The organism is Butyrivibrio sp. XPD2006 (assembly GCF_000420865.1).
In the GTDB taxonomy this organism is placed as follows: domain Bacteria; phylum Bacillota; class Clostridia; order Lachnospirales; family Lachnospiraceae; genus Butyrivibrio.
Genome location: NZ_ATVT01000015.1, coordinates 1 through 18,967 on the forward strand (window position 1 = coordinate 1; position 18,967 = coordinate 18,967).

General features: G+C 45.2%; 17 protein-coding genes. 12 read left to right on the forward strand and 5 right to left on the reverse strand.

Going from position 1 to position 18,967, the window contains the following annotated elements:
* A partial coding sequence (locus G590_RS19785) for an RNA-guided endonuclease TnpB family protein (protein ID WP_022766432.1) occupies positions 1–737 on the forward strand: 737 nt, incomplete at its 5' end.
* Positions 738–1,138: 401 nt separating this feature from the next.
* Positions 1,139–2,947, forward strand: coding sequence for an aspartate--tRNA ligase (gene aspS / locus G590_RS0114770; RefSeq protein WP_022766433.1), 1,809 nt, complete (start codon positions 1,139–1,141; stop codon positions 2,945–2,947).
* Positions 2,948–2,982: 35 nt separating this feature from the next.
* Here aspS and G590_RS0114775 read toward each other — a convergent pair whose 3' ends face one another.
* Positions 2,983–4,347, reverse strand: coding sequence for a GGDEF domain-containing protein (locus G590_RS0114775; RefSeq protein ID WP_081641104.1), 1,365 nt, complete (start codon positions 4,345–4,347; stop codon positions 2,983–2,985).
* Between the two features lie 276 nt (positions 4,348–4,623).
* Here G590_RS0114775 and G590_RS0114780 point away from each other — a divergent pair, with 276 nt between their 5' ends.
* Genes G590_RS0114780 through atpC form a run of 10 tightly spaced genes read left to right on the forward strand, consistent with a single transcriptional unit; the run spans position 4,624 to position 11,895 of the window.
* Positions 4,624–4,902 carry an AtpZ/AtpI family protein gene (locus G590_RS0114780; protein ID WP_022766435.1) on the forward strand — a complete coding sequence of 93 codons (279 nt, stop codon included), beginning with the start codon at positions 4,624–4,626 and terminating at the stop codon, positions 4,900–4,902.
* A gap of 27 nt (positions 4,903–4,929) precedes the next feature.
* Entirely contained in the window at positions 4,930–5,340 is a 411-nt protein-coding gene (locus G590_RS0114785) for an ATP synthase subunit I (protein ID WP_022766436.1), read from the forward strand.
* Positions 5,341–5,350: 10 nt separating this feature from the next.
* Positions 5,351–6,121, forward strand: coding sequence for a F0F1 ATP synthase subunit A (locus G590_RS0114790; RefSeq protein ID WP_022766437.1), 771 nt, complete (start codon positions 5,351–5,353; stop codon positions 6,119–6,121).
* Positions 6,122–6,179: 58 nt separating this feature from the next.
* Positions 6,180–6,461 (forward strand): ATP synthase F0 subunit C, encoded by a 282-nt coding sequence (gene atpE / locus G590_RS0114795; RefSeq protein ID WP_022766438.1) that lies wholly within the window; start codon positions 6,180–6,182, stop codon positions 6,459–6,461.
* A 44-nt stretch (positions 6,462–6,505) separates the two neighbouring features.
* On the forward strand, positions 6,506–7,039 hold the full coding sequence (atpF, locus tag G590_RS0114800) for a F0F1 ATP synthase subunit B (RefSeq protein WP_022766439.1): 534 nt from the start codon (positions 6,506–6,508) through the stop codon (positions 7,037–7,039).
* Positions 7,040–7,068: 29 nt separating this feature from the next.
* Positions 7,069–7,608, forward strand: coding sequence for an ATP synthase F1 subunit delta (gene atpH / locus G590_RS0114805; protein ID WP_022766440.1), 540 nt, complete (start codon positions 7,069–7,071; stop codon positions 7,606–7,608).
* A gap of 28 nt (positions 7,609–7,636) precedes the next feature.
* A complete protein-coding gene (gene atpA, locus G590_RS0114810) occupies positions 7,637–9,160 on the forward strand; it encodes a F0F1 ATP synthase subunit alpha (protein ID WP_022766441.1) in 1,524 nt (507 codons plus the stop codon).
* Positions 9,161–9,177: 17 nt separating this feature from the next.
* Positions 9,178–10,038, forward strand: coding sequence for an ATP synthase F1 subunit gamma (gene atpG / locus G590_RS0114815; protein WP_022766442.1), 861 nt, complete (start codon positions 9,178–9,180; stop codon positions 10,036–10,038).
* A 33-nt stretch (positions 10,039–10,071) separates the two neighbouring features.
* Entirely contained in the window at positions 10,072–11,463 is a 1,392-nt protein-coding gene (gene atpD, locus G590_RS0114820; protein WP_022766443.1) for a F0F1 ATP synthase subunit beta, read from the forward strand.
* Between the two features lie 12 nt (positions 11,464–11,475).
* Complete coding sequence (gene atpC, locus G590_RS0114825) at positions 11,476–11,895, forward strand: ATP synthase F1 subunit epsilon (RefSeq protein ID WP_022766444.1); 420 nt, start codon at positions 11,476–11,478, stop codon at positions 11,893–11,895.
* Positions 11,896–11,981: 86 nt separating this feature from the next.
* On the opposite strand, the gene G590_RS0114830 is transcribed toward atpC, so the two are convergent.
* The 4 genes from G590_RS0114830 to G590_RS21865 form a co-directional block, all read right to left on the reverse strand.
* Positions 11,982–12,896, reverse strand: coding sequence for a carbohydrate ABC transporter permease (locus tag G590_RS0114830; protein ID WP_022766445.1), 915 nt, complete (start codon positions 12,894–12,896; stop codon positions 11,982–11,984).
* Between the two features lie 12 nt (positions 12,897–12,908).
* Entirely contained in the window at positions 12,909–13,847 is a 939-nt protein-coding gene (locus G590_RS0114835; RefSeq protein ID WP_026494190.1) for an ABC transporter permease, read from the reverse strand.
* A 102-nt stretch (positions 13,848–13,949) separates the two neighbouring features.
* Entirely contained in the window at positions 13,950–15,761 is a 1,812-nt protein-coding gene (locus G590_RS0114840; RefSeq protein ID WP_022766447.1) for an extracellular solute-binding protein, read from the reverse strand.
* Between the two features lie 344 nt (positions 15,762–16,105).
* Positions 16,106–18,883 carry a carboxylesterase family protein gene (locus G590_RS21865; RefSeq protein ID WP_022766448.1) on the reverse strand — a complete coding sequence of 926 codons (2,778 nt, stop codon included), beginning with the start codon at positions 18,881–18,883 and terminating at the stop codon, positions 16,106–16,108.
* Positions 18,884–18,967 lie beyond the last annotated feature (84 nt).

Below are 18,967 nucleotides of genomic sequence, written 5' to 3' on the forward strand. Positions count from 1 at the left end.
CAGGTATATCAGACTTGAAAGGTATTAGAGTAATGGCAATCGATCCCGGAACAGACAATATCGCCGCTGTAGCAAACACTTTTGGTGCAAGGCCATTTGTGATAAAGGGAGGGGTGATCAAGTCGATCAACCAGCTTTACAACAAGGAGATGAAAAGACTCTCTTCCTGTGCCATGACATGTAACAAGAGGTACAGGACAAGAAAGATGAATGCTCTTACCGAGAAGAGGAACAGAAGGATAAAGGATCAGTTCCATAAGGTGAGCAGACAGCTAGCAGACTATGCAAGGGATAACCATGTCGACGTTGTTGTGATGGGACATAATACATACCAGAAACAGGAAATAGGTATAGGACATGTCAATAACCAGAACTTTGTGCAGATACCAATGCTGATATTTGCAGACATGCTCAGATACAAACTTGCTGAATATGGTATAAGATTTGTCCTCACTGAAGAAAGCTACACATCAAAGGCTGACTTTCTTGCAAAAGACTATATCCCTGTGTATAAAAAGAACTGTTCAGATAGCTACTCTTTTTCAGGAAGGCGTATAAAGAGAGGCTTGTACAGGCACTACGATGGTACAATAACAAATGCAGACATAAATGGAGCTGCAAATATCTTGAGGAAAGTATTCCCAAAGGTAAGCCAATGGGATAGGGGCATAGTGGACATGCCCTGTTCTGCAGGATGCATAGAGCATCGTGCGGGTTCATGCCGTTCTGCGGCATAACAGAAACCCTTTCCGATGTGGAGTCGGTGAGGGTAGTTCATTTCATTGTCCCAAGTCCTATCTGCTAGATAAGAATAATCAAATTGTCTCATTGGCTAATACTCCTTTCTCCCAAGGAATATTATTATCGCCCAATTTAGCATCCGTTTTGGGAGATGTTTTTTATTGTTGGGAGAATAAATCTTACTCCCAGTCATACTATTCTTTCTCCCAAATCACAATCAATTTTGGGATTTATTTATAGTGTTCATCATCTCCCTTCTCCGCACTACCGCATCACGTTCAGCAACGTTAAAGTTGATGATATTGTTTTGCAGTCAGATATTCACTTGCAAGTACGGGGCTAATGGTCTAAAATATTGTGGTTAACTGTAGTAATAAGTAGAAATGGAGTAATACAAATGATGCAATCACGTACACATAACTGTGGTGAGCTTCGCATTGAGGACGCCGGCAAGAGCGTTACACTTGTAGGCTGGCTTGAGAACATGCGTGAAGTTGGATCAGGACTTGGATTCGTTGTCCTTCGTGACTTCTATGGCACAACTCAGATTGTCCTTGATACAGAAGAGATGGTTAAGACAGCCAAGGCTATCAATAAAGAGTCAACAATTTCCGTTAAGGGTGTTGTAAGAGAGCGTAGCTCCAAGAACCCTAAGCAGGCAACAGGTGATATCGAGGTTGTTCCTGAGTCTATCGAAGTTCTTGGCAGATGCCAGCACAACGAGCTTCCTTTTGAGATCAATCACTCAAGAGAGGCCGATGAGACAGCACGTCTTAAGTACAGATACTTAGACCTCAGAAATCCAGAGGTTAAAAAGAATATTATCCTTAGATGCAATGTAATTGCAGCTCTTCGTCAGTCAATGATAGAGCATGGATTTTTGGAGATCACAACTCCTATCCTTACAGCTTCATCACCTGAGGGTGCAAGAGACTACCTTGTTCCTGCAAGAAAGCATCCGGGTAAGTTCTATGCACTTCCGCAGGCGCCTCAGCAGTTCAAGCAGCTCCTTATGACAGCAGGCTTTGACCGCTACTTCCAGATTGCGCCTTGCTTCAGAGACGAGGATGCAAGAGGAGACAGAAGCCCGGGAGAGTTCTACCAGCTTGATATGGAGATGGCGTTTGCATCTCAGGAGGACGTATTCTCAGTATGTGAGGATGTTCTTCCTCCAATCTTTGCTAAATACGGCACATATGACCGTGCTTCAGGATCACCTTTCATGAGAATCCCATATCTTGAGGCAATGGAGAAATACGGATCAGATAAACCTGATCTCAGAATTGACCTTACAGTTACAGATGTAACAGAATCCCTTAAGGATTGCGGTTTCGGACCTTTCGCAAGCAAGAGCGAGGATGGTCAGGACACAGACGTAAGGATCAAGGCTGTTGTAATTTCAGACTTCAAGGAGAGCCGTAAGTTTATTGACAAGACTATCGGTGATGTTGAGGTTCAGTCAGGCAACAAGGCTTACTGGTTCAGAATGGACGAGAACGGAGAGCTTGTCGGAGGAATCTCCAAGTTCGTCTCTCCTATCAAGGACAGCGTAGTATCAACTCTTTCACTCAAGGCAGGCGATCTTGTTGTTCTTTCAGCAGGTAAGCTCGGCGCAGCTCAGAAGACAGCCGGTGTTATCGTTAAGACCTTTGGTGCAGCAGTTCCGGGTCACATGGACAAAGAGCAGTATGCATTCTGCTGGATCGTTGACTTCCCTATGTACGAGATCGGTGAGGAGTCAGGAGAGCTTGAGTTCTGCCACAACCCATTCTCAATGCCTTCAGGCGGACTTGAGACACTTCTTAAGGCAGAGAGAGGCGAGATTGATCCTCTTTCAATAACAGCAGATCAGTATGACCTTGTATGTAACGGTGTTGAGCTTTCATCAGGTGCTGTTCGTAACCATGATCCCGAGATCATGATCAAGGCCTTTGAGATGGTAAGACTTGGTGAGGAAGACGTTAAGGCCAAGTTCCCTGCTATGTACAACGCATTCACTTATGGTGCTCCGCCACACGCAGGAATCGCACCCGGTGTAGACCGTATGGTAATGCTCCTTGCAGGAGAGGACACCATCAGAGAGATCATTCCGTTCCCTATGAACAAGAATGCTCAGGACGTGATGATGGACGCTCCCGGATACGTAACAGACAAGCAGCTTGAGGAGCTTCACATCAGAACTGTTGAAGTTAAGACTGAAGAGTAAATCAGATACAAAATATAAAAAGAGCGGGCAGTGCATCAGTTGCACTGTCCGCTTATTTCTATCATATGTGAAAAATACGTAAGGTCCGCCAGATCTGTCAGTGACAGCCTACAGGTGCTCTGGGTGTGATTCATGTAAATGATGTATCCCGGACGCTTACATTTCTTTATCCTGTATAATACCATGATCCTCAGGTCATGTTTTTTCATAAACCTGGCTATGTTAGGGTTCTTTTCCCGGTCCAGATCAAAGCCCAGCACGGAAATCGGAGAGGAGTCAAACTTATCATCAAGCTCCCCGCTTTTTAGTATTGGCAGATCAAGTTCATTGTGGGTGAAGGTGCTTTTTCCTGTTTCGTCTATGTTGTGCTGGAGACCGAAATAGCTCTTTTCCCCGTCTTCATCTGCCATGTAGATCTCATCAAGAGTGTATCCGCAGATCATCTTCTCAAAAGCTTCCTCAGCTGTGAGTTCATGAGTGATCAAAAGCCTGTCCATCAGATCTGTCATCAGAGTACTCTTCTCCCGGTTCATCATCATGTTTTGAGAGATTGTCATGACTTTTCCATCGTATACTACCTTGCCGTGGATGAGAGGAGAGTAAAAGACATACCGGTTGCGGCCTTTTGTTTTGGCAATGTACAGCATTTTGTCAGCGAGCGTGAACATGCTTTCATAGTCCATGGCATCTGTCGGGAAAAGAGCGCCTCCCATGGATACGGTTGCACAGACATTTTCTCCCATGTCCTGATATTTCTCTTCTACTGTCTTTCGGATGGTCATCATAATCCGGCGCATATCCTGCTCGGTGCTGACATTTTCAAGGATCAGCATAAATTCGTCACCGCCGATTCTTCCGACAACTCCGTCATCTCCGACGATGTCCTTGGCTATATGAGCCACTTCGGTAATGAGTTCATCGCCTTTCATGTGTCCGAAGGTATCATTTACAGCCTTGAAGTTGTCTATGTCCATCAGGAAAAAATAAAACGGCTTGTGCTCCTTGGATTGCATAAGCTCCATGGCATATTCGGTGATGGTGTTCTTGTTGTAGAGTCCGGTCATTTTGTCGTAGTAACTGTCAGCGCTTCCGCTTTTCATAGACTGGATATCGCTGAGTTCCATCTGTATAGGTTCCTCCGGATTTTCCGGCTTTTCAATGTTGGCCGCAAACCAGTCAAGGCTGTCGTTTCCGGTTTTGACACGAAAACAGGTGAGGTTAGTAGAACCGTAGCCTATGGCAAACATGCAGTTCTGGAGCTGCATTATGTCAGGCGGCGGAATAATCTGGCTTAAATTATGCAATTTCTTCATGCTCAGATAGCTTAAGAATGCTTTGTCATTTTTTACGATATTAAGCTCGCTGTCCACGCATATGAGATATCTTTTAAACCGTCGCATACTACCTCCATATTAGAATCATCACCATTTTGAATGTATCAAAAAAAGAGCGTTGTTAGCAACAGATAATGATTTCTAATTACCGAAATTTTGATAAAACTTTTATAAATCACATGTTTAGTATTCTGTAAAGCCAGGCTATAAGCGGGAATCGGCTTTTTTGACACAAAATCTTGAAAAAGGCGTAAATTGTCGTACTTTGGTTGTGAAAGCCCGAAAAATGCAGTAAAATAGACTATGGGTCTTTATTTTTCAGAAAGGAGCACGGAAATCCGGATGGAAGTTAGAAATGTTTCAAAGCTTATTGGACAGTTCGCCATGGTTGGCCAGCTCGGCTTATCACTTCTAATGCCGCTTCTGATGTGTCTTTTCGCATGTTATCTGCTTGTATCCAAGCTATCTTTACCGGTGTGGATATATATTCCGGGATTCATACTGGGACTTGGGGCTTCTATGACAACCGCCTACAAGGTTTATCTGTCAGTTGTTCAAAAAGAAGAAAAAAAGAAAATAAAGAGAAACCCAAATGAGGTTTATTTCAGTAAGCATATATAAAACTATTTTTGGGGAGAATATACAGGTATGAAATTACAGCCGGCTGTTAAGACTGAAACGGGGAGAATTGCCATCGCAACGGTGGTGGGCGTACTTATCATGTACGCAGGATTTTTTTGTTTGCACATGGTGTTCCCAAATTGGGCACCATTTGACTATAAAGTCATCCTGGGAGGGATATTTGGCGCAATATACGCTATAGGTAATTTCTTCCTGATGGCAGTCACAGTGCAAAAAGTTGCATCCATGGATGATGAGAAAGAGGCCAGAGCCGCTATGGGCGTCAGTTACAGAAACAGGGTTCTTCTCCTTCTTCTGTGGGGAATACTGGGATTTGTTATACCGGTATTCAATGTAGCTGCAGTTCTAATCACATTATTTATACCTACTTTATTTATAAAACTACGCGGTATCATTTCTGCGGGGAAAGGAGGTTGAAGGCGAAAGCATGAGTCAAAGCTTCGAAGTTGATTATGCGAAGATATACTGGACTATCAAGACCGGTATTCCAATCCTTGGAGATTTAAAGATCACCGAGACCCTCATTGTGAGCTGGATCGTAATGATCATAATCACCGGGCTGTGTATCTTCCTGACAAGAGACCTTCGGGTCGAAAACATTTCGAAAAGGCAGGCTTTTGCAGAAATGCTGGTTGAGATGGGCAACAATTTTGTCCGCAATAATACCGGAGGAAACAAGTTTGATAAACTGATACCCTTTGTATCAGCTCTTTTTGCCACAAGTGTGGTTTCAAACCTGATAAGTCTTGTGGGACTGCGAAGTCCTACAGCAGATCTGTCAACAGAAGCTGCCTGGGCGATAGTCGTGTTTATCATGATTACGTCTACAAAGATTAAGACCAACGGATTTGGCGGATATTTGAAAGGATTCACGACTCCGATTGCAGTTATGACACCGTTCAATATTCTGTCTGAGTTGGCAACACCGGTTAGTATGGCGTGCCGTCATTTTGGTAATATCCTGTCGGGTGTTGTTATTGACGGACTGATCTACTGGGCTCTGGGCCTTGCATCAGCAGCGCTGTTCGGACTTATACCCGGTGCCGTTGGAAAGTTCCTTTCCAACATACCTATTCTCGGAATTGGTCTTCCGGCTGTGACCGGAGTGTATTTTGACTGGTTCTCAGGATGCATGCAGGCATTCATTTTCTGTATGCTGACCGTCATGTACATCGCCAATGCGGCTGAGGAAGGATAACAACTAAATACGTACGTAACACTAAAAAATAATAAATGCTTTAGGAGGCAAAAGAATTATGGGTGATTTTCAGATTCTGGCAAAAGGTATTGCTCTTGCAGGTTGTGGTATAGGTGCTGGTTGTGCACTTATCGCAGGTATCGGACCTGGTATTGGTGAAGGAACTGCTGTTTCAAAGGCTCTCGAAGCTATCGGACGTCAGCCTGAGTGTAAGGGTGATGTAACAGGAACCATGCTTCTTGGTTGTGCCGTTGCTGAGACAACCGGTATTTACGGTTTCGTAACAGGACTTCTTCTTATCTTCGTTGCACCCGGAATGTTTATGAATTACCTTCAGTAATAGCAAATCCGCTATATTACAGGTAGTGTAAAGGAGAATGAAATATGAATTATATGGCGCTAATGGCAATGACTGCCAGTGCGGAGACGCAGGATCTGGTAACATTGGTGCCTTGGACCTTTATCATTCAGATCATAAACCTTTTTATCCAGGTGTTTCTGATCAAGAAGTTTCTTTTCAAGCCTATTAACGACATATTAGACAAGAGAAGAAATCTTGCTGATAAAGAGATCAAGGAAGCCAGAGAGGCTAAGACTGAAGCCGATTCCTTGAAAGAACAGTATGAGAGCAGTCTTACAAATGCTCATGCCGAAGCTGCACAGATTGTATCAGATGCTCAGAAGGAAGCCCAGAACAAGGCTGACACACTGGTACGTGATGCACAGGAAGAAGCAGCAGGCATTAAGGCAAGAGCAGCTGCTGATATTGAACAGGAAAAGAAAAAGGCTATCAACGAGGCCAAGGATGAGATCAGTTCACTTGCAATGGATATTGCAGGTAAGGTAGTTGAGAAAGAGATCAACGAGGCTGATCACAAAAAACTTATTGAGGACTTTATTAACAAAGTCGGAGCATAAGATTTTTTCGAAGAAAAGAGGTAAGGAAAATGAGTAAGGCTGGAGATCTTTACGGGCAGAGCCTGTATGATCTGGCAGCGGAAGAGAACCTTACGGATGATATACTGGGCGAAATGGTGAGTGTGCGTGAGATTTTCAAAGAGAATCCCGATTACATCACACTCCTGTCGGAGCCTTCAGTCCCCAAAAAGGAGAGGCTGCAACTCGTAGACGAGTCGCTGGGAAGCAGCTTAAATGCTTATCATCTGAACTTTATCAAGATACTCATAGAAAAAGGACTGCTTCGTGAGTACTCAGCTTGTTATAAGAGATTCAGAAAATCTTATAATGAGTCCCACGGCATAGCGGACGCACTGGTAACAACTGCAGTTGCTTTATCGGATGCTCAGCTGTCGCAGTTAAAAGAGAAACTTGAAGGGATCAGCGGTAAGAAAGTCCTTTTGGAACAGAAAGTGGATACGGGCATCCTTGGTGGTGTCAGAGTAGACCTGGAGGGACAGCTCTTTGACGGATCAGTCAAGGGCAGGTTATCCGAGCTTCGCAAAAGAGTTGATGACATCGTCATCTAATACATGAACTAATACATCGGAGGATGATATGGAGTTAAAACCAGAAAAAATATCCGAGGTCATTCGAAGCCAGATAAAGAATTATCAGAACGCAATCATTCAGAACGAGACGGGTACAGTTCTCACAGTCGGTGACGGTATCGCACGTGTCAGCGGTCTTTTGAACTGTATGTCCGGTGAGCTTCTTGAGTTTGAGAACGGAACATTCGGAATGGCTCAGAACCTCGAGGAAACAGTAGTTTCAGCGGTTTTGTTCGGCGAGGATGTTGGTATCAGCGAAGGACAGACCGTTAAGCGTACAGGAAGAGTCGTATCTGTTCCTGTAGGCGAGCAGATGATCGGACGTGTAGTAAATGCTATTGGACAGCCAATTGATGGACAGGGTCCGATCGAATCAACAGAGTATAGGCCGGTTGAGTCACCTGCACCCGGTATTATCGCAAGACAGCCCGTTAAGGAGCCGCTTCAGACAGGTATCAAGGCTATCGATTCCATGATCCCTATCGGAAGAGGACAGCGTGAGCTGATCATCGGCGATAGACAGACAGGTAAGACCACAATCGCCATCGATACAATTCTTAACCAGAAGGGTAAGGACGTAATCTGTATCTATGTTGCTATAGGTCAGAAACGTTCAACAGTTACAGCGCTGGTTGAAGATCTTAAAAAGGGCGGAGCTATGGACTACACAATCGTTGTAGCTGCTACAGCGTCAGAGCCAAGCCCGCTGCAGTACATCTCACCATACACCGGATGTGCTATGGGTGAGTACTTCATGAATCAGGGTAAGCATGTGCTTTGTATCTACGATGACCTTTCAAAGCACGCGGTTGCATACCGTGCACTTTCCCTCCTTATCAGAAGACCACCGGGACGTGAAGCTTATCCCGGAGACGTATTCTACCTGCACTCAAGACTTCTTGAGAGAGCTGCTAAGCTTTCAGATGAGAACGGAGGCGGATCACTTACAGCCCTTCCTATCATCGAGACTCAGGCAGGTGACGTTTCGGCATACATTCCTACAAACGTTATCTCCATCACTGATGGTCAGATATTCCTTGAGACGGAGCTCTTCCACTCAGGTATCATGCCGGCGGTTAACCCCGGTATCTCAGTATCCCGAGTTGGTGGTAACGCTCAGATCAAGGCCATGAAGAAAGTTGCCGGAACCCTGAAGCTTGTTTATTCACAGTACCGTGAGCTGGCAAGTTTCGCACAGTTCGGATCCGACCTGGACGAGGATACCAAGAACCGTCTGGCACAGGGTGAAAGAATTGTGGAAGTTCTCAAGCAGGACAAGAATAAACCGGTTCCTGTAGAGAAGCAGGTTGCTATCCTCTATGCGGTTATCAACAACATCCTGATGAAGGTTGATGTAGCTGATATCGCAGAGTATGAAGATGGACTTTATGATTACCTCGACAACGATCCTTCCGGAATTGCAGCAATGCGTGACATTCGCGAGACAGGTAAGCTCGAGGCTGAAACTGAGAATAAGTTAAAAGAGGCACTGGACGCTTATACAGACAAGTTCCTTAAGCAGAAAGGCTGAGAACAGGAGGATAAATAATGGCTGGATCAATGAAAGCTGTTAAACTCCGAATCAAGAGCGTTCAGAGCACAATGCAGATCACGAAGGCCATGCAGCTGGTTGCTGCATCCAAACTTCGTAAGGCAAAAGAGAGAGCTGATGCATCAAAGCCATATCTGGAGACCATGCTTGGAACTCTTACAGATATAGCCAATTCCAATACGGATTTCCAATCGCCCTTCACAAGAGCGACGGAAAACGAGAAGTGGCTGTATGTTGTAATCGCCGGAGACAGAGGTCTTGCAGGCGGATACAATTCAAACCTGTTTAAGTTCATGGAGCAGGAGACCAAGGGCAGAGATAATGTAACGGTTCTTCCTATCGGAAAAAAATCTGTTGAATACTTTAAGCACAGACACGTACCTATTTTCACAGAAGAGTACGCAGAGGTTGCGAAGGTTACTATCTCAGATTGTTTCCAGGTTGCCAAGCTGATCTGCGAAGCGTACAAGTCCGGAGAATTTGGACACATATTCCTGTGCTACACGAATTTTGTATCCATGCTCTCTCAGGTTCCCACAGCTGCATCACTTCTTCCTTTATCGGACCTTAGTTCCGGTGAAAAAGAATCTGACGGCAAGGCAAGGGATCTGATATTGTACGAGCCGGACTCAGAGACAGTGTTCAATGCTATTGTTCCGGAATACCTGGCGGGAATTTTATATTCCAGTATCAATATTTCTTATGCCAGTGAGCTTGCGGCAAGAAGAACTGCAATGGAAGCCGCAACCGACAATGCAGAAGAGATGATCGATACACTTAGTCTGTACTACAACAGAGCACGTCAGGCAAGCATTACGCAGGAGATCACGGAGATTGTTGCGGGTGCTGAAAGCTAATCACGCTACTAATAAATTAAGGAGTCAAACACAATGAGTGAAAATCATATTGGAAAGGTAATACAGGTTACAGGCCCTGTACTTGACATCCGCTTCAAAGAGGGTGAGCTTCCTGATCTTCACAATGCTATAGAGATTATGGTTGGGGACAGAAGACTTATTGCTGAGGTTGCTCAGCAGGTCGGTGACGACGTAGTTCGCTGCGTTGCCATGAGTTCCACAGACGGTCTTGTTCGTGGCGTTGATGCAAAAGATACAGGTGGCCCAATCACTGTACCGGTTGGTGACAAGTGTCTGGGTAGAATCTTCAATCTTCTTGGAGAGCCTGTAGATAATGAGCCTGCTCCGGAGGATGTAGAGAGATGGCCAATCCATCGTCCCGCTCCTTCTTATGAGGATCAGGTTCCTGCTACAGAAATCTTCGAGACAGGAATTAAGGTAGTTGACCTTATCTGCCCTTATGCTAAGGGTGGAAAGATTGGTCTTTTCGGCGGTGCCGGAGTTGGTAAGACAGTTCTTATCATGGAGCTTATCAATAACGTTGCTAAGGCACACGGTGGTATTTCAGTATTCACCGGTGTTGGAGAGCGTACCCGTGAAGGAAATGACCTTTACGGAGAAATGAAGGAAAGTGGAGTTATCGACAAGACCGCACTGGTTTACGGTCAGATGAACGAGCCTCCGGGAGCCAGAATGAGAGTTGGTCTTTCCGGACTTACAATGGCTGAGTATTTCCGTGATGTTAAGAATCAGGACGTGCTTCTTTTCATCGATAACATTTTCCGTTTCACACAGGCCGGATCTGAGGTTTCCGCCCTCCTTGGACGTATGCCTTCAGCCGTAGGTTATCAGCCTACTCTGGCTACTGAGATGGGTGCTCTTCAGGAGCGTATCACATCAACCAAGAAGGGTTCAATCACATCCGTTCAGGCCGTATACGTACCTGCGGACGACCTTACTGACCCTGCTCCTGCTACAACATTCACCCACCTGGATGCTACAACGGTTCTTTCCAGAGATATCGCTTCAAAGGGTATTTATCCGGCGGTTGATCCTCTTGATTCAACAAGCCGTATCCTTTCACCTGATATCGTAGGAAAAGAGCATTACGAAGTTGCAAAGGGAGTACAGCAGGTTCTTCAGAGATATCGTGAACTTCAGGATATCATTGCTATCATGGGTATGGATGAGCTGTCAGAAGAAGATAAGCTTACCGTTTACAGAGCTCGTAAGGTTCAGAACTTCCTGTCACAGAGCTTCTCAGTTGCTGAGCAGTTCACAGGACTTCCCGGAAAGTATGTCCCTCTTAAGGAGACAATCCGTGGATTCAAGATGATCCTTGACGGTGAGTGTGATGATCTTCCTGAGTCAGCATTCCTTCTTGTCGGAACCATTGATGAAGTATTTGAAAAAGCCAAGAAGTAAAAAGGAGCGACTATGTCTACTTATCATTTAGAGGTTGTCTCCATGGATGGCCTGGATTTCGATGGAGAAGTTCAGAAGCTGCTTCTGCGTACAATAGACGGTGATGTTGAGATTCTTGCTCGCCACACTGACTACTGTACCGCTATTGGAATGGGCACAGCGAGAGTGACCATGGCGGACGGCACAGAAAGAAAAGCAGCCTGTATCGGTGGAATGCTTTCAGTCTTAAAGGGCGAAGTCAAAGTCTTTCCTACCACCTGGGAGTGGAGTGAAGAAATTGACATCGAGCGTGCTAAGGCTGCAAAAGCAAAAGCTGAAGAGAGACTTTCAGACCAGCTCCTGGACAAAGAAGCCAGAATAAGAGCTGAAGCTAAGCTCTACAGAGCGCTTGTACGACTTGGTTCCACCGGTCATCAGGATCGTGAATTGTAATAAAAATAATAAAGATATTTTAATAGCGAAAACGCCCTCGGCAGTGCCGGGGGCGTTTTTTGATAATTGTGTAGGGTTATATTGTATTATTCTTTTACTCCACCGATAGTCAAGCCCGCTACAAAATATCTCTGTAGGAAGGGGTAGAGCATAACTATAGGAGCCATTGTAATAATGGTTGCTGCAGCTCTTACAGATACAGGAGTGATATTAACCTGTGTACCTGTAGTGGCAGCACCTGCATTTCCCTTAAGGGAAGTAACAGCTGAAAGCATCTTCATCAGCTCGTACTGAAGTGTGGTGTACTGGTCAGCCATACGGTTGTAGAGCATTGTATCGAACCAGGAGTTCCACTGGCCTACAGCTACGAAAAGTGCGATTGTTGCGTAGATAGGCTTACACAAAGGTGATACAACGGATACAAATATCTTCATGTAACCTGCACCGTCGATCTGAGCAGCTTCCTGAAGTGAATCCGGAAGTCCTTCCATGTAAGTTCTCATAACCAGCATGTTGAAACCGCTTATCATTCCGGGAATTACATATACCCAGAAGGAATTTGTGAGATGAAGGTTTCTGTACAAAAGCATGATCGGAATCATTCCGCCGTTAACATACATTGTGATAACCCAGAAGAGTGAAAGCTGAGATCTGAATACGAAGTTCTTCTGGCTTACAATGAAGGCCAGCAGCGCGTTAGCTACTACTGCAAAAACAGTACCGAGAACTGTTCTTAAAACTGAGATTACAGCTCCGCGGCCGATGTTACGAAGGGCAAGTACTGCGGAATAGTTCTGAGTAGTGAAAATTCTTGGCCATAAGTGAACGCCGCCTCTCATGGCGTCGACACCATCGTTGAATGAAATGGCAAGAGTGTTAAGAACCGGATAAATGGTTACTACACAGAAGATCAGCATGAATAGATAAAGGAAAATGTAAAAGATAACATCTCCAATTTTTAATTTATGAAGTCCACCTGACTTATACTCATTGTTTTCCATACAGCACCTCCCTTAGAATAACCTTTCTTCGCCGGTCTTCTTAGCGATCTGATTTGCCAGTACTATGATCACTATGGATACTACGCTCTTAAAGATACCGGCTGCAGTACCGAGGGAATAGTCATTCTGGCTGATACCCCAGGTCAGAACGTAGATATCGATTGTATCTGATACGCTCTTTACTAGTCCGTTTCCTAAGAGATACTGTACTTCGAAACCTGCATTAAGCAGATTTCCCATGTTCATAATAAGCAGGATAATAATCGTAGGCCTGATTCCAGGCAACGTAACATTCTTAATTTTGCCCCATCTTCCTGCACCATCGATTGAAGCAGCCTCATACAGGCAAGGATCAATGGCTGTTATAGCTGAAAGATAGATGATTGCGTTCCATCCTGTTTCCTTCCAGACATGTGCGAAGGTTACGATAGGCCAGAACAAGGCCGGTATCGAGAAGAAGGGAACGGTGTCTTTTACTAAACCGAATTTAACAAGAAGCTCATTTACAATACCCGTTGATGAAAGGGCATCATTTAAAATACCTGTAACGATGATCCATGAAAGGAAATGTGGAAGGTAGGAGATTGTCTGTACTACCTTCTTGGCTCTCAGTAATCTGAATTCATTCAAAAGAATCGCAAAGATAATAGCTGTGAGAGTTGTGAATATGAGATTTAAAGTTCCCATACAGAATGTGTTTCTGATAACCTTTAAGAATGTAGCATCAGAGAACAGGAATCTGAATTTTTCAAGTCCAACCCACTTTGAGTGGAAGAGGCCTGTCTTATTTTTATAGTTTTCAAAAGCCATCAACCAGCCGGCCAGGGGCAGATAACAGAAGATAAATCCGTAGATTACAAATACTGCAGACCATGCTATAAGAACTTTCTGCTTGGCAAGTTCTTTTCTTGTGATGACCGTTTTCTTTTTATTAGCGGCGGTTTTACTCATCCCTTTTGGTACCTTTCGTTTAATATCTCTGTAAAAAAAGGCAGCCATATACATATCGGCATATGGCTGCCTTTGTAATCAAGTACTAAAATCTAAGCATTATCAGCCAGCATTCTTAGCTGCTTCAACTCTTCTGTCAAGCTCTTCCTGCATCTGTCCAAGGAAGTCCTGAGGATTGCATCCTTCGTATGCCTTCATGTAGTTATCCCACTCAGCATCGAAGTCAGAAGCCATAACGATCTTAGGAAGCCACTCATGCTTAGTCTCACCCATCTTTGTCCAAGCTACACCACCAGGTGTTGATGTATCAAGGTTGTTTGAGTATGACCACATAGGGAACCAAGGATGTGTTGCGTTAACATCTTCTACAACTGAACCGATAAGGTCAGGATAGTTCTTAGCACCGTATGCATCGAAGCACTTCTTAAGAGGCTCAGCCAGCTTGTCATAGAACTCTGAAGGCTGCTCTTCAGGAAGGTTAGCGTTGATTCCGTCATCGCTTGTTCCGCCGTACTGAGGAAGGTAGCTGTATGTGCACATGTGATCTGCTTTGTACTTAGGATCAGCAACCTGTGCTCTGATCTCAGGAGTTCTGTAGAAGAGACCGTTATCATCTACGAGGTAATCAACACCTTCAACACCCCAGAAACGAAGGTTCATGATATCCTGGTCAAGCATCTTGTCAAGGAATGAGAATGCAAGGTCAGGGTCAGCGCAGCTTGTTGTTACAGCGATACCTGAAGCTGTGTTAAGTGTGTCGCCGTATGTATGCCAACGGTTGTCCATGCCCTCATCAATTGTAAGTCCAAGAGGAACATAGTTGCAGCCCTGAGCGTCAAGACCTGCTGTAAGGAGTGCGTCGTTGATCTGCTGGAAATCCCAGTACTGATCGCACATACCAAGTACGTTACCGTTTGAAAGCTTCTGGATGTAATCGTCGTACTTCTGTGTTCCGAAGTCCTTATCTACGATACCCTTCTTGTACTCTTCGTTGAGCTTCTGGAAGTATCTCTTAGCTGTAGGAGTTGTGTTGTAGTCAACGATTGTAGGATCCTTGCCCTCGAAATCAACGATTACAGAACCATCGTTTGGATATCCGTCAAGGAACTGAGGAGCGTTCTCAATACAGAAGTATCTCCAGTCATCGCAAAGGCATGTGTAAGGAATGATATCCATCTCGTTGCCGTTAGCGTCCTTAGTCTTAGGGTTAGCTGCTGCATATCTCTCAAGGAGATCGAAATACTGATCAAGTGTCTTGATCTCCGGGTAGTTATCCCACTCAAGAACTCTTGCCTGAATCCAGAATGCTTCGTCGTTGTGAGCTGTTCCTGTAGGAGCGCCCTTTGTGTTCTGGAATACGTTGCACCAGTAGATGTGTCCGTCATCCTGTCTGAACTGATCCCACTCATTCTTTGTATAGTAGTTTGTCAGGTTAGGATACTTGCCGCTCTCAAGGTACTCATCCCAAGGAATAAGAACACCTTCGTTGTAAAGGTCTGCACATCCGTCACCACCATCGATAAGGTCAGGATATGTTCCTGATGCGATGATTGATCCGATGGCTTCTGATACAGTCTGACCTGTAAGCCATGTCTCTTTAAGACGAACACCGGTCTTCTCAGCGATCATGTCCTGAATCTCGTTGTTGCCGCTGTTGATCTCTGTTCCGGGCATTCCTGCGAAGAATGTGAAATCAGTGATTTCATCAGGCGCATAAGTCTTGTCTGCTGCCTCATCAGATGTTGTGTCAGCAGGTGCTGTAGCTGTTGTTGTATCCCCACTGGTTGTCTGTGTGTTGTCGCTGCCTGTGCTCTGAGGTGCTTCAGCTTTTTCGCCGCATCCAACAAGAGCAGTTGCCATGAGCATTGTACTCATTGAAAGAGCAACAACTTTTTTCATTGCTTTGTTTTTCATAATTACCCCTTTCTCCCTTTTGCTTTACTTTTTTATTTTTTCCAAAAAAAGTATGATAATGTGACACTTTTCATGGATTATTATAGAGCTGTCAAATTTATTTAAGAATGGAATTCTTTTACTTCAATAAGCACTTTTTTTACTTCTTTAACAGAAAATTTACTTTTTGTTTCTTTTTATTGTGCAATTTAGACACATAAGTTTGGTAAAATTAATAATTTACACAAATTTATGGTCATATTGCCATATAAACTCTGTTTGGCTGTCCTGATGTTAATAGTAATGTATAACATCAGGACCACCCCATTCCAATCAAATATTGTCATGGTCTTGCCAATGAATGCTCAATGAATGAACTCGACTGACTTAAGTGAACAGCTTCCGCTTCCTTTATATATAAGGTAAAGAGCGTTTGTCCCGGAAACCGCATCAAAGCTGCATTCGTGCGCTGTCCAGATGTTTGAACCGATGCCTTTTATTTCTGCCAAAGGAGCTTTGTTCAGATCGGTCTTGATTTCAAAAACGCCATCATAGTATGCCCTTGTCTTAATGCGAAGACCCTTGGCGTTCTTAAGATCAAAGTACTTGAATCCGATCGTTGTTCCGTCTGTTATTCCCTTGATGTAGCCGTCGTTCTGATCGCCGTCTCCGCCTTCCTGTACAATTTTCGGAACGTCTTCTCTTACGTATAATTCCCCATCATCCGTAAAGAGGTTGCAGGCGATATATGCAGGATATTCGCCGATATCGGAAAGAGGACCGCCGTTGAGACCGCAGGAGGTGATCTCAACCTGATCGATCCTGCCGCCTTCTGTAAATTCGATCTTCTCTGCGCAGCCCTGTCTTGAGTACCAGATTCCGTGTGTGTGTCTGTGGTAAAAGATATACCAGCTGTCTCCGATTTCTACGATGCTGCCGTGGTTGTTGGCACCGTAAGCGGATGGCTTTTCGGCATCCTTATAAGTTCCGATATGAAGGTCGCAGTTACTTACGATAACTCCGCCATATGTAAACGGTCCTTCAGGGCTGTCCGATGTTGCATAGCAAAGCTCGTGCATAACTTCTGATGAATAAATGAAGTAGTATGTGTTTCCGTGCTTTCTGATGGACGGCGCTTCGAAGAAAGCGTGTCCCTCAAAGCCTGTTCCCTTGCTGTACTGAGCACCGGGTACAACTATTTCGGGAGCCTTGACCACTGTCAGCATGTCTTTTCCCAGAACTGTGTACATAGCGCCGTGCCTTGACTTGTCGCCGTGTCCGCAAAATCCGGTGTAGAGATATGTGAGGTCGCCCTCGGTCATAACACCCGGATCAAACTGGGGCTCATCGCCGGCTCTTTTGCCGAGCCTGGTCCCATCTTCATAGTGAACGTATCCGTAGAATTCAAATGATCCGACCGGAGTGTCGGCTACAGCAACAGATACAACATTTTCCTTATCAAGGACATAGTAGAGATAGTATTTGCCGTCCGGGCCCACTGTGATGTCGGGAGCATAGAGGCACTGGTGTCCGATCGGGTTAAGCGGATCTGAAGTCTTTGGGTAAATGACGCCCTCGTAGTGCCAGTTGCCAAGGTCATTTATCGGAGCTGACCAGCATACGTAATCTCCGAGACAGAAGGTCTCGCCCCTGCAGAGGTCGTGAGAACCGTAGACATATACTCTGTCTCCGAATACGTAAGGCTCGCCGTCCGGAATGTATTCCCAGGACGGAAGATAAGGGTTAACGGCCTGCTTTTTGCTGCCCTGTCTGATGCCGCCTTCTGTTCTCGGGCTGGCACCGCGACCGAGAAATTCCATTTCATTTCTTGCGCTGTCTTTATATGTCTCCCACTTTGGAAGCGGATTTCTGTCGCGTCCGTTTCCGTTGGGATCGCCTGTCTTAATGAAGTTTGCAAAGTAGTCGCACATCTGGTCAGCCAGATCAAAGTGTCTTCCGGCGTAAGGCCTGTGGCACATGTGAAGCGTATCAAAGAAGAACCACAGATCGACTGAGTGGAAGGTGCCGGGATATGAATCTCCCTTGTGGCCGTCTCCGGGGATATCGGGATCGAATCTGTAGTAGTAAAGATTCTGATCCGGGCGGTTTTTGCCGGCACGGAGGAATACGTTCTTAACAGAGCGCTCTACCATGTTCACGCCTGCTTCAGAAAATTCATCGGTAGTGTTTCCTGAAATGATCGGAACATCAAGGCACTTGCCGTTTGCAATGTTCTCTGTGGGATCATCTGTGCAGAAGAATCCGTCGACGATAGGGAACATTCTCTTGTTGCTCTCTGCAAATCTGTTGTAGCCCTCAAGGAGCTCTTTTGAAGAAAGAGCCCTGGCCTCGGCAAGATCCTTGACGCCCAGGCTCTCAAAGAACTCTTTTCCGAGATCCTCAGCCTGGCTCAGGTTGAGAGGATGGAAGATATCGTCCTTTGAATTTTCAAGTCTGATAATTCCGCTAAAGATAGCTGCAGCCTTGATTATGTCTTTGTTGTTTTTGCAGCTCAGCTGATGCTGAACGCTGGCTCCGCCTGCTGACTGGCCACCGATAGTGATCCTGTCCGGATCTCCGCCGAAATTGGCGATATTTCTTTTGACCCATGCAAGAGCAGCCTTCTGATCGAGAAGACCAAAGTTTGAAGGAGCATCGGGAGATTCGCCTGTAATCTCAGGATGAGCCATAAAGCCGAAGCATCCGAGACGATAAGCGATGCTTACAACAATAACTCCGCGCTCTGCAAGAGGCTCTCCGTTAAATTCCATCTCGGCTGTGTAGCCCCACTGGAATCCGCCGCCGTAGATCCATACCAGGACAGGGAGCTTTTCGTCCGTCTTTTTGGCGGGTGTCCAGATGTTCAGATAAAGACAGTCCTCACTGTTTGGAATCTCAGGATCCACGTGCCACTCGCGGTCATAGACGTAGGGGCCGAGTCCCGGTGTATCCTGCATTGATATCGGGCCGAATTTGTAGGCGTTTAAAGTCCCCTCCCAGTCGGGGCACGGCTGAGGTGCTCTCCATCTGTTTTCTCCTATAGGTGGTGCTGCGAAAGGGATGCCCTTGTAGACAGTGACTCTGGGGTCATTGCCGGGGAGTCCCTTGACTTTTCCGTTTTCTGTAATTGTTTCTCTAAGCATGATTTTTCCCCTTATATTGACTGGATTATATAGTTCTAATTTTAAATTTATGCTCACAGGTCCATCTCTTCCAATCAAATAATG

Coding starts and splice junctions, on each gene's coding strand:
- G590_RS0114790 (WP_022766437.1), top strand. CDS start 5,351: ATGAGTCAAAGCTTCGAAGTTGATTATGCGAAGATATACTGGACTATC.
- G590_RS0114785 (WP_022766436.1), top strand. CDS start 4,930: ATGAAATTACAGCCGGCTGTTAAGACTGAAACGGGGAGAATTGCCATC.
- G590_RS21865 (WP_022766448.1), bottom strand. CDS start 18,883: ATGCTTAGAGAAACAATTACAGAAAACGGAAAAGTCAAGGGACTCCCC.
- G590_RS0114830 (WP_022766445.1), bottom strand. CDS start 12,896: ATGGAAAACAATGAGTATAAGTCAGGTGGACTTCATAAATTAAAAATT.
- atpF (WP_022766439.1), top strand. CDS start 6,506: ATGAATTATATGGCGCTAATGGCAATGACTGCCAGTGCGGAGACGCAG.
- atpE (WP_022766438.1), top strand. CDS start 6,180: ATGGGTGATTTTCAGATTCTGGCAAAAGGTATTGCTCTTGCAGGTTGT.
- G590_RS0114780 (WP_022766435.1), top strand. CDS start 4,624: ATGGAAGTTAGAAATGTTTCAAAGCTTATTGGACAGTTCGCCATGGTT.
- G590_RS0114840 (WP_022766447.1), bottom strand. CDS start 15,761: ATGAAAAACAAAGCAATGAAAAAAGTTGTTGCTCTTTCAATGAGTACA.
- G590_RS0114775 (WP_081641104.1), bottom strand. CDS start 4,347: ATGCGACGGTTTAAAAGATATCTCATATGCGTGGACAGCGAGCTTAAT.
- atpC (WP_022766444.1), top strand. CDS start 11,476: ATGTCTACTTATCATTTAGAGGTTGTCTCCATGGATGGCCTGGATTTC.
- atpD (WP_022766443.1), top strand. CDS start 10,072: ATGAGTGAAAATCATATTGGAAAGGTAATACAGGTTACAGGCCCTGTA.
- atpG (WP_022766442.1), top strand. CDS start 9,178: ATGGCTGGATCAATGAAAGCTGTTAAACTCCGAATCAAGAGCGTTCAG.
- G590_RS0114835 (WP_026494190.1), bottom strand. CDS start 13,847: ATGAGTAAAACCGCCGCTAATAAAAAGAAAACGGTCATCACAAGAAAA.
- aspS (WP_022766433.1), top strand. CDS start 1,139: ATGATGCAATCACGTACACATAACTGTGGTGAGCTTCGCATTGAGGAC.
- atpA (WP_022766441.1), top strand. CDS start 7,637: ATGGAGTTAAAACCAGAAAAAATATCCGAGGTCATTCGAAGCCAGATA.
- atpH (WP_022766440.1), top strand. CDS start 7,069: ATGAGTAAGGCTGGAGATCTTTACGGGCAGAGCCTGTATGATCTGGCA.